Below are 9,978 nucleotides of genomic sequence, written 5' to 3' on the forward strand. Positions count from 1 at the left end.
CCGCTACGTGAGTGTGCAAAGCGAGCAACGGAAGAAGTTCAAAGTCGACTTCAGGTTCAAACTCAAATACATCAAGAACGGCAGTGAAACCATCGGCTTTTGCAAGCGAGCTTTTAACGCTTGGTTATCAACAACTGGGCCACGAGCCGCATTAATCAGAATTTGATCAGCACGTAAATTGTTCAGTACTTGCTCATTGATCAAATGATGCGTTGGGAACTCACCTGTCTTAGTGATTGGCGTATGCAGAGTGATGACGTCTGACTGCTCAAGCAGAGTATCTAGCTCAGTAAATTCGCGAGTATCACCCTCTTGCTGTTTTAGAGGATCGTTCAGCAGAACTTTAATACCAATACCTTCAAGGCACTTTGCTAAATAGCTACCCACTTGGCCACAGCCGATAATACCGACCGTTTTTTCGAATACAGAGAAACCTTGCTGCTGAGCCAACACCATCATCGCGCTGAACGCGTACTCAGCCACACCCACCTTGTTACAGCCTGGGGCTGCAGTAAAGAAAATGCCACGTTCTTTCATCAATTCTTGGTCGACATGATCCATACCTGCCGTCGCTGTGCCGACAAACTTCAGCTTGTTGGCTTTGCTGATCAATGACTCGTTCACCTTGGTGACAGAGCGAATCATCAAAGCGTCTACGTCAACTAGGTCGTCAGCCGTTAATGTGCGACCAGACTTCATTGTCACTTCCCCTAGCTGGCTAAAAAGCGCTTCAGCATAAGGCATATTTTCGTCGATTAAGATTTTCATTTGGCGAGTACTTTTGTTGGGGTCTATCGACCTAAATGTGAATTGAAATGATTGTGCAAAATTCCACACACGGTGTCGAGTAGCAATTGGAATACATTATAAATAAAGGGCTGAATCGCCTAGTCTGCACAAACAAGAACAGAAATAAGAACCAAGACCTAAAATCAAAAAGCAAAAGTCAGAAGACTAAAACGAAAAATGCCCGATTGAATAAACAATCGGGCAAACATCCAGAACAAAAGGATCCTATCTCGCTCTCCAGGAGACAGAGTCTTGCGTCTGTTCAACCAGTACTAACCAAAGCCAGTACTGATCAAGCTCTGGAAACCTTTCAACTTCTAAATCTTGATTTAAAAAGCTATTTTCTAAAGCGAAGCTTACAAAGCTAGGGTTAAAAAACACGCTTAAAACCATATTTATAAAAGCTATGTTCTGATGGTCATGATTACTGGGTGACCTGTGCGTGTTGAATCAGCACTCACGTCACCCATTAACGATTAACCTTTTATTAATTTAACCTTAGCTTCAATTAGCCTTGGTATTTTTTGATTACTAGCGTTGCGTTCGTACCGCCGAAACCAAAGCTGTTAGACATAACCGTTGTTAGCTCTTGTTCACGAGCTTCGGTTACGATGTCTAGGCCTTCGCCCGCTTCGTCTAGGTTTGCAACGTTAATGCTTGGTGCGATGAAGCCGTTATCAAGCATTAGCGTTGAGTAAATTGCTTCGTGTACACCAGCCGCACCTAGAGCGTGACCTGTCATCGCTTTAGTTGCTGAGATTGCAGGGCTGTTGCCGCCAAAGACTTCTTGGATTGCGCCAAGTTCTTTAACGTCACCTACAGGAGTTGAAGTACCGTGAGTGTTCACGTAGTCAACGCCATCAACGTTTTGCATTGCCATCTTCATACAACGAACCGCGCCTTCACCAGAAGGAGCAACCATGTCGTAGCCATCTGAAGTTGCGCCGTAACCCACGATCTCACCGTAAATTTTTGCGCCACGAGCAACAGCGTGCTCAAGTTCTTCGATAACTAGCATACCGCCGCCACCAGAGATAACGAAACCGTCACGGTCAGCATCGTAAGTACGAGAAGCCAATTCTGGAGTGTCGTTGTACTTAGTAGAAAGTGCGCCCATTGCGTCGAACATCATAGTCAGAGACCAATCTAGTTCTTCACCGCCACCAGCGAATACTACGTCTTGCTTACCAAGTTGGATAAGCTCCATTGCGTGACCGATACAGTGTGCAGATGTTGCACATGCAGAACTCATAGAGTAGTTCACACCGCGGATTTTGAAAGGTGTTGCTAGACAAGCAGAAACCGTAGAAGCCATTGTACGTGGAACCATGTATGGGCCAACGCGCTTCACGCCTTTTTCACGGATGATGTCTACTGCGTTTACTTGGTTTAGAGATGAAGCACCACCTGAACCCGCTACGATACCCGTGCGGTCATTAGATACTTGATCTTCAGTTAAACCAGAGTCAGCAATTGCTTGCTCCATTGAAAGATAAGCGAATGCCGCTGCATCACCCATAAAGCGCATTTTTTTGCGATCGATATGGTCAGCAGGGTTCATTTTTAGGTTACCCCAAACTTGAGAGCGCAAGCCATTTTCCTTGAACTGCTCTGAAGCGGTAATACCTGATTTACCCTCTTTCAGTGATGCTAAAACTTCTTCGACGTTGTTACCGATACTTGAAACAATACCCATACCGGTGATTACGACTCGTTTCATGTGACATTCCTATAATTCTAAATTCAGCTAGATGATAACTAAGAAGCCTAACAAAAGTGGTCAGCTTTCCTAGAAATTCGTACAATCCCTACCAACATATCGCTTCAAATCACAAAATGATAGATTTTATGACTTCAATTACTAATGCAGAGCTGGAATGGAATGAGTCTGGCACGCCAGTTTCAGACCAATTTGACGACGTTTACTTCTCTAATGTTAACGGTTTAGAAGAAACTCGCTACGTCTTTTTAAAACAAAACCACCTTCCAGAGCGTTGGGTTGAACATCAACAACGCCGTTTTGTGATTGCTGAAACCGGTTTTGGTACAGGTTTAAACTTTCTCGCAGTCTGGCAATGGTTCGATGCTTTTCTTAAAGATAACCCACAAGCTACGACCAAAGAGTTACATTTCATCAGTTTTGAAAAATATCCTTTAAATAAAGATGATCTAATCAAAGCGCACCAATCGTGGCCAGAATTAGCGGAGTATGCGACACAACTCCAAGAACACTACCCGATTGCCCTGCCCGAATGTCACCGCATTGTGTTAGGCGATGGTGCTATCACGCTTGATTTGTGGTTTGGTGATATTAAGGATTGTATGCCAAACGTGCCGACCCCTCGCAAAGGTTTAGTCGATGCGTGGTTCTTAGATGGCTTTGCTCCAAGCAAAAACCCTGAAATGTGGAATCAAAACCTATTCAACGGCATGGCCAAACTGGCAAAGCAAGATTGCAGCTGCGCCACCTTCACCGCAGCAGGCTTCGTTCGCCGTGGGCTGATTGAAGCCGGCTTTGAAATGAAAAAGGTTAAAGGCTTTGGTACTAAGCGAGAAATGATTGCAGGCCGACTTGGCGAAAAGCGCGCTCACACCAACATCAAACCTTGGTATGGCCTAGCTCAACACAGTAATTCACAAGATATAGCCATTATCGGTGGTGGTGTCGCCAGTGCTGCATTAGCCAAAACGCTAAGCCGACGTGGTAAAAACATCACCCTTTATTGTGAACACCCACAAGCTGCGGGCAATGCCTCAGGTAACAACCAAGGTGCCATTTATCCGCTACTCAGCGAAGCGACATCTAATGTTTCAAGAATATTTGGTCCGGGCTTATTGTTTGCCCGCCAATTTATTAATCAAGCAGCACAATCAGTAAACTTCGATCACAATTGGTGTGGCGTGAACATTTTGATGTGGGATGAAGGCTCCACTAAAAAGCTCAATCGCATGTTAGAAGGCAATTTCCACACAGATCTGATTCAGCGTTTAACGCCAGAGCAAGCCAACGAAAAGATTGGCTTACCAGTCGATAAAGAGAGTGTCTACTTTCCACTGGGAGGTTGGTTAAGCCCTCTCCAACTGACTCAAGGTTTGATTGGCAGGTTAGAAGAGACCAACCAAGTGAGCGCGCACTATCAACATCAAGTGACTCAACTTGAGTGGCTCGAAGTTGAACAACAATGGCAACTCACCATTGAGACACCACAAGGTGAGATTCAAACCAAGCACGACCAAGTAGTTGTCGCGAACGGACACAAGTTCACTCAGTTTGAGCAGACTCAGCCTGTACCTCTAACTCCAGTTAAAGGCCAAGTGAGCCATATTCCGACCACGGAAAGTCTCAGCCAGCTAAAAACCGTGTTGTGCTTTGATGGCTATCTTACGCCGCAGAATCCAAACAATGCTCATCACTGTATTGGTGCCAACTATGACAAAACCAATATAGACCAAGAATTTGATATTGAGGTTCAGCAGCACAATGGCGATCGCCTACATGGGTCGCTGCCAGACCAAAAGTGGACAAAAGATGTCGACACCAGTGGCAACCTAGCGCGCCAAGGCATCCGCAGCGTAAGCCGTGACCACCTTCCGTTTGTCGGAAACGTTGGCGATTTTGAATCAATCAAAGAACAGTACCAAGACCTGCACAACTTCAACCCGCAACGTCACTCTGTTGATGATGTTCAAACGGTAGCAAGCTTCCCTAACCTATACTGCTTTATCGGGCTAGGCTCACGTGGCTTGAGCTCTGCGCCATTATTAGCTGAAGTGTTAGCATCGCAAATTTGTGGCGAACCGCTTCCCTTACCTGTCGATGTGCTTGAAGCGATTCACCCAAGCAGAATGTGGGTGCGCAGACTGCGTAAAGGTAAGGCATTAACGGCTGGATGGGTTGCAGACAAGCACTCTAAATCAAATTCATAGTTTCTAGTTCAGCTATTCTGAAGTTTCTGAAGTTTCTGAATATCAGAAATATCTAAGGCTAAAAGCTAGAAAGCCCGAGCGACATTATGTCACTCGGGCTTTTTGTTGTTCGTGTTGATCTAAACTGATGTTCTAAATTGAACGATGTTTACAGCTTAGCAACCGCATCTTTGATCTGCTGAGCAATCTCTTCGTTGCTGATAGCGCCAGACTCAAAATCAAAGTTATCGTAGAAGCTAGGCACTGAAAGCGATGCTTTAACGTTACCACCAAAGTACGGAGCCGAACCAGTTGCTGCGCCAAGTACTGTTTGTGCGCCACCAGGGCCTGGTGATGTCGCTAAGTAAACCGCAGGTTTCTCGCCAAATACTGAACGCTCAATGCGTGTCGCCCAGTCAAATAGGTTTTTGTACGCCGCTGGGTAGTGGCCGTTGTGCTCAGCGAAAGAGATAACAAATGCGTCAGCTTCTGCTAGGTCACGTAAGAATGCTTGAGCACCTTCCGCTTGGCCAATCTCTTTTTCAGTGTCTTCACTGAACATAGGAACGTTGTAATCGTTGATGTTTAGAACTTTGACTTCAGCACCTTCAATCAAGTTAGCTGCGTAAGTTGCTAGAGTTTTGTTGATAGAGGTAGAGCTGGTGCTTGCGCCAAATGCGATAACTTTCATGATGTGACCTTTTCTGTGATTCCGTTAAGTGGGATTAGAATAACGTAGTCAGAAAATGGAACCATCACAAGGATTGAACGGACTCATTCAAAAAATTCGAATGAGTCTCAAATTATTGGTTCGCTCAAAAATGAGGAGGGAGAATTGTGAGCGAATAGCGCTAGACGAATAATGCTAAACGACTAAAATTAAGCTTGGTTTTGCAGCTCAACCCAAAGGTCATTAACGATCGTACGATCGGCTGGCGTCAATTCAGAACGTGCGTCTTCTAGGCTCTTCTCAATACGCAACTTAACTTCTGCTACGTCTTCAATGCCGTCTTCTTCACATGAAGCTACTGAAAGAGAAATATGACCACGTAAGTAACCACCAGCAAACAGTTCATCATCTGATGCGTTTTCAATGCGAGCATCAATTAATTCAAGTAGTTTTTCTTCAAATTCGATAATCATAATATTCTCTTATTTCACAATAAATTGGCTAGTACATAAAGGTTCTACATCGTAGAAGCTGCGTAATGCTTCAGAGAGCATTTTCACGCGAGGCGGCAGACCAGCTTCAAAGATACCCATGACTTCGCTGTGTACTTTATTCATAAAGGCCAAACGATCTGGCTCAAAATCGCCGTGTAGATTGTCACAGCTAACATTAAAAGGAAAGCCTGCGCTGGTCGCAATGATCCATTCATACGCTTGTGGGCGAATTTCCACTTTTTCAAACTCAGCTTGAACCGACTCAGTTCGGCCATCAGGCTCATACCAGTAACCAAAATCTTCCAATAAGCGACGCTCAGGACCAGCCACACACCAGTGCGCTATCTCGTGAAGTGCTGAAGCATAAAAGCCACGAGCAAAAACGATACGGTGATGAGGAATCTCCTCATCGGCTGGCAGGTATATAGGCTCGTCCGCTCCCAGTTCTAGCTTAGTATTGAAGCTCTCGAAAAAGGTTTGATTGAAAATGTCGATGATGTCTGGGTATTCGTGTGTCATAAGATCAAATTTAAGTAAAAAGAACTGGGGCATTTTGCGTTTTTTTAAGCGCTCGGTAAAGCCCTATCACTGGCAATGACATTAGGTTGATCATAATACTTTACGATGACAATCGATTGCTGCTCCCAGATTACACCACTTTGAGGTGAATGATTAGTTTAGCTAATCTGAAATGCCTATTCACGGTACAAATATTCATTCGTCAATCAGTGTTTTTACTACTACACTCGCGCTTCATTTTTATATCCCTATGGCCTATAAGACTCCAATTTATAGACCTAAATTATAGAGTTACAGCAATGCTACTAAGTGTTTTGTATATCATTGGCATCACGGCAGAAGCCATGACCGGTGCTCTCAGTGCTGGCAAACAAAAAATGGATTGGTTTGGTGTAATGCTGGTTGCGAGTGCAACGGCAATTGGCGGAGGTACAGTAAGAGATATTTTACTCGGCCATTACCCTTTAGGCTGGGTTGAAAACCCCCAGTACCTGGCGATCACTTGTATTGCTGGTGTTATCACAACGGGATTAGCCAAATGGGTAATCAAGCTAAAAGGCTTGTTCATTCGTTTGGATGCGCTGGGGCTTATCGTATTTAGTATCATTGGTACTAAAGTAGCGATGACCATGGGTCTGCACCCAATGATTTGTATGGTGTCTGCATTAGTGACTGGCGTGTTTGGTGGCCTACTGCGCGATCTTATCTGTCGTCAAACGCCACTAGTCTTGCATGAAGAGTTGTATGCATCTGTCGCCCTTGTCGCTTCAGGCTTGTACTTAGGTCTTCTTGAACTAGGCATAAACGATGTGACCGCGACGATCGTGACATTGGTTGTAGGCTATTTACTGCGCATGGCAGCAGTGAGATTCAAATGGCGCTTGCCTTCGTTCCAGCTTGATCCGGAAAGCTCTGTGCATTAGATAATATATTCTCAATGACGCAGAATATAAAAAGGGTTGCTTCATTACGAAGCAACCCTTTTTGGTTTCTCTCAAATCAGTTTCAAATCTGTTCTGAATAAAACGAAGCAGAACTAGATTTTTGGCGTTTCTGTTGTCACACCAAAGTTTTGACCACGGTGACGCAGTAAGTGGTCAAGCAACACGATAGCCAGCATCGCTTCAGCAATAGGCACTGCACGGATACCAACACATGGATCGTGACGGCCTTTAGTGATTAACTGCGTTGCTTCACCGTCTTTAGTGATCGTGTCACCAGGAACGGTAATGCTTGATGTTGGTTTAAGCGCAATGCTTGCCACAATATCTTGGCCAGTAGAAATACCACCTAAGATACCGCCAGCATGGTTGCTGCTGAAACCTTCCGGAGTTAATGGATCACGGTGTTCACTACCGCGTTGATTAACGACATCGAAGCCATCACCAATCTCAACACCTTTCACCGCATTGATGCTCATTAGAGCGTGCGCGATGTCTGCATCTAGACGATCAAAGATTGGCTCACCAAGGCCTACAGGCACTTTAGTCGCAACTACTTGAATCTTCGCACCGATCGAGTTGCCTTCTTTTAGCAAATCACGAATCAGTTGATCAAATTCAGGTACTTTGTCGGCATCAGGACAGAAGAAAGCGTTGTTTTCGATCTCGTTCCAATCCACTTTATCAATTGAGATATCACCCATTTGAGAAAGATAAGCTTGGATTTCAACACCAAATTCTTGCTTAAGGTATTTCTTCGCAATCGCACCTGCCGCAACACGCATTGCAGTTTCACGAGCAGAAGAGCGACCGCCACCTCGGTAATCACGCACACCGTATTTTTGATGGTAGGTATAATCAGCATGGCCAGGGCGGAACTTGTCTTTAATTTCGGAATAGTCTTTAGAGCGTTGGTCTGTATTTTCAATCAATAGACCAATAGAAGTACCCGTAGTCTGGCCTTCAAATACACCGGATAAAATCTTTACTTCATCCGCTTCACGGCGAGCCGTTGTATAACGAGAAGTACCTGGGCGACGACGATCCAAATCTCTTTGAAGGTCTGCTTCGGTAATTTCTAATCCTGGTGGGCACCCATCTACGATACATCCTAGTGCGATACCGTGACTTTCTCCGAACGTAGTCACGCGGAAATGTTGTCCGATACTGTTTCCTGCCATTACTTCCTCTAAATCAGCCATTGAGCAGAAGGTTTGATTCCTAAACCTACGGGCTAACAGCTTTACTTGTCTATTCTTCGTGAATTCATATTGGCTTTATTACCAAATGATGTAAACCCCAAAAAACCAACAATTTTAACTTTCTATTACATGAGCCGAATGAAATGAATAACGAGGGGAAATGAGTGGTGCTTTAAAGTGGTGATTTTGAATAGTTTCATGGCCAGTTAACAAAGGTTAATGAACTCGGTTTGAATACTCTCTATGTTGTAGCCCAAAATAATAAGGAGAAAAGTGATGATCGAGTGGAGAGTTAAAAAATTTTCGGAGCTGTCTGTTCAAGAGCTCTATGATTTCTTACAGCAAAGAGTCGATATTTTTATCGTCGATATGAACACACCCTATAGTGATCTAGACGGCAAAGATAGCCATCCAGAAACCTATCACGTCATGGGTTATGAGAACGGGCAACTAGTAGCTTACAGTCGAATTATGGCTCAGAAGCTTGGATACCCAGTAGATGTTCTCCCTCTGCTTGATTCTGATGCGGATGATGTTTGTATCGGGCGAGTGATCGTAGCAAAGGGTTATCGCGGTAAACAGATTGGTAACCAGCTGATGCAAGTAAGCTTTGATACGACCCGCGAGGTGTATCCTGACTGTTCAATTTTTATTTCGGCACAAGCACACCTCAAAAACTACTATGGTAAATTCGGCTTCAACGTTGTCACCGACGGTTATTTGGAAGATGGGTGCAGTATGTTAGGTCTTAGATATACCCCACAGCTAGTGGCCGTTTAGCAAAAGACAAAAGACAGAGGCATCGAAATACAAAACATGGTTTTGATAGATTAAGTCGTTCTGAAATGCAAAAAACCCGACAACTCAGAGAGTTATCGGGTTTCTTTAAATAGTGGTACGCCCTGAAGGATTCGAACCTTCGACCACCTCCTTAGAAGGGAGGTGCTCTATCCAGCTGAGCTAAGGGCGCGCTACAGGGAAGGATTATACGAATTCGAATCAGTAAAGCAACGGCTTTATGTAACATTCGGATCCAAGTGAGTAAAAAAAGTGCAATAGGATTATAAGTGTTGGAAAATAGAACAAAGCAAACGTTTGCTTGATGGTAATCAAAAAGATTTTCTGGAATAATGCGCCAAAAACATCAGCCACTAACTTGAATATCAATACTAAGGAAATTCATGACTGCTCAAAATATTGATGGAAAGCTAATTTCTCAAACGGTTCGCTCTGAAGTTGCGGCTCGTGTAAAAGCTCGCACTCAAGCTGGATTACGCGCTCCGGGCCTAGCGGTTGTTTTAGTGGGTGAAGACCCTGCTTCTCAGGTTTACGTAGGAAGTAAACGTAAAGCATGTGAAGAAGTTGGCTTCGTATCTAAATCTTACGACTTGCCAGCCACTGCGACAGAAGACGAATTATTAACACTGGTAGACCAACTGAACGAAGACCCGGAGATT

At 44.3% G+C, this 9,978-nt stretch carries 10 protein-coding genes, 1 tRNA gene and 1 pseudogene; 5 read left to right on the top strand and 7 right to left on the bottom strand.

Annotated features, from left to right (window positions below):
- Window positions 1-768: pseudogene (locus MED222_RS02515) on the bottom strand (4-phosphoerythronate dehydrogenase); the annotation flags it as partial.
- Between the two features lie 86 nt (window positions 769-854).
- On the opposite strand from MED222_RS02515, the gene MED222_RS22690 reads away from it, so the two are divergent.
- Entirely contained in the window at window positions 855-1,157 is a 303-nt protein-coding gene (locus MED222_RS22690; protein ID WP_009848734.1) for a hypothetical protein, read from the top strand.
- A 140-nt stretch (window positions 1,158-1,297) separates the two neighbouring features.
- On the opposite strand, the gene fabB is transcribed toward MED222_RS22690, so the two are convergent.
- Window positions 1,298-2,509 carry a beta-ketoacyl-ACP synthase I gene (gene fabB, locus MED222_RS02505; protein ID WP_009848735.1) on the bottom strand — a complete coding sequence of 404 codons (1,212 nt, stop codon included), beginning with the start codon at window positions 2,507-2,509 and terminating at the stop codon, window positions 1,298-1,300.
- Window positions 2,510-2,637: 128 nt separating this feature from the next.
- On the opposite strand from fabB, the gene mnmC reads away from it, so the two are divergent.
- Window positions 2,638-4,716, top strand: coding sequence for a bifunctional tRNA (5-methylaminomethyl-2-thiouridine)(34)-methyltransferase MnmD/FAD-dependent 5-carboxymethylaminomethyl-2-thiouridine(34) oxidoreductase MnmC (mnmC, locus tag MED222_RS02500; protein WP_009848736.1), 2,079 nt, complete (start codon window positions 2,638-2,640; stop codon window positions 4,714-4,716).
- 148 nt (window positions 4,717-4,864) lie between these two features.
- On the opposite strand, the gene MED222_RS02495 is transcribed toward mnmC, so the two are convergent.
- From MED222_RS02495 to MED222_RS02485, 3 genes are all read right to left on the bottom strand, one after another.
- Window positions 4,865-5,386, bottom strand: a complete 522-nt coding sequence (locus MED222_RS02495) for an NADPH-dependent FMN reductase (RefSeq protein ID WP_009848737.1) — start codon at window positions 5,384-5,386, stop codon at window positions 4,865-4,867.
- 188 nt (window positions 5,387-5,574) lie between these two features.
- The gene (locus MED222_RS02490) at window positions 5,575-5,838 is read right to left on the bottom strand and encodes a YfcL family protein (protein ID WP_009848738.1); all 264 of its coding nucleotides are present in this window, start codon (window positions 5,836-5,838) and stop codon (window positions 5,575-5,577) included.
- 9 nt (window positions 5,839-5,847) lie between these two features.
- Window positions 5,848-6,378, bottom strand: coding sequence for an elongation factor P hydroxylase (locus MED222_RS02485; RefSeq protein ID WP_032555337.1), 531 nt, complete (start codon window positions 6,376-6,378; stop codon window positions 5,848-5,850).
- 299 nt (window positions 6,379-6,677) lie between these two features.
- Here MED222_RS02485 and MED222_RS02480 point away from each other — a divergent pair, with 299 nt between their 5' ends.
- Complete coding sequence (locus tag MED222_RS02480) at window positions 6,678-7,301, top strand: trimeric intracellular cation channel family protein (protein ID WP_004734183.1); 624 nt, start codon at window positions 6,678-6,680, stop codon at window positions 7,299-7,301.
- Between the two features lie 113 nt (window positions 7,302-7,414).
- Here the strand turns inward: MED222_RS02480 and aroC are convergent, their stop codons facing one another.
- Window positions 7,415-8,500: a chorismate synthase gene (gene aroC, locus MED222_RS02475; protein WP_004734182.1), complete on the bottom strand. Its 1,086-nt coding sequence runs from the start codon at window positions 8,498-8,500 to the stop codon at window positions 7,415-7,417.
- A 297-nt stretch (window positions 8,501-8,797) separates the two neighbouring features.
- On the opposite strand from aroC, the gene MED222_RS02470 reads away from it, so the two are divergent.
- Complete coding sequence (locus MED222_RS02470; RefSeq protein ID WP_009848740.1) at window positions 8,798-9,301, top strand: GNAT family N-acetyltransferase; 504 nt, start codon at window positions 8,798-8,800, stop codon at window positions 9,299-9,301.
- Window positions 9,302-9,414: 113 nt separating this feature from the next.
- Here the strand turns inward: MED222_RS02470 and MED222_RS02465 are convergent.
- Window positions 9,415-9,491, bottom strand: a tRNA-Arg gene (locus MED222_RS02465).
- A 211-nt stretch (window positions 9,492-9,702) separates the two neighbouring features.
- On the opposite strand from MED222_RS02465, the gene MED222_RS22550 reads away from it, so the two are divergent.
- Window positions 9,703-9,978: tetrahydrofolate dehydrogenase/cyclohydrolase catalytic domain-containing protein (locus tag MED222_RS22550; RefSeq protein ID WP_009848741.1), on the top strand; the 276-nt coding region annotated here is incomplete at its 3' end.

The organism is Vibrio sp. MED222, assembly GCF_000153005.1.
GTDB lineage: Bacteria > Pseudomonadota > Gammaproteobacteria > Enterobacterales > Vibrionaceae > Vibrio > Vibrio tasmaniensis_A.

Coding starts and splice junctions, on each gene's coding strand:
- MED222_RS02480 (WP_004734183.1), top strand. CDS start 6,678: ATGCTACTAAGTGTTTTGTATATCATTGGCATCACGGCAGAAGCCATG.
- mnmC (WP_009848736.1), top strand. CDS start 2,638: ATGACTTCAATTACTAATGCAGAGCTGGAATGGAATGAGTCTGGCACG.
- MED222_RS02470 (WP_009848740.1), top strand. CDS start 8,798: ATGATCGAGTGGAGAGTTAAAAAATTTTCGGAGCTGTCTGTTCAAGAG.
- fabB (WP_009848735.1), bottom strand. CDS start 2,509: ATGAAACGAGTCGTAATCACCGGTATGGGTATTGTTTCAAGTATCGGT.
- MED222_RS02490 (WP_009848738.1), bottom strand. CDS start 5,838: ATGATTATCGAATTTGAAGAAAAACTACTTGAATTAATTGATGCTCGC.
- MED222_RS02485 (WP_032555337.1), bottom strand. CDS start 6,378: ATGACACACGAATACCCAGACATCATCGACATTTTCAATCAAACCTTT.
- aroC (WP_004734182.1), bottom strand. CDS start 8,500: ATGGCAGGAAACAGTATCGGACAACATTTCCGCGTGACTACGTTCGGA.
- MED222_RS02495 (WP_009848737.1), bottom strand. CDS start 5,386: ATGAAAGTTATCGCATTTGGCGCAAGCACCAGCTCTACCTCTATCAAC.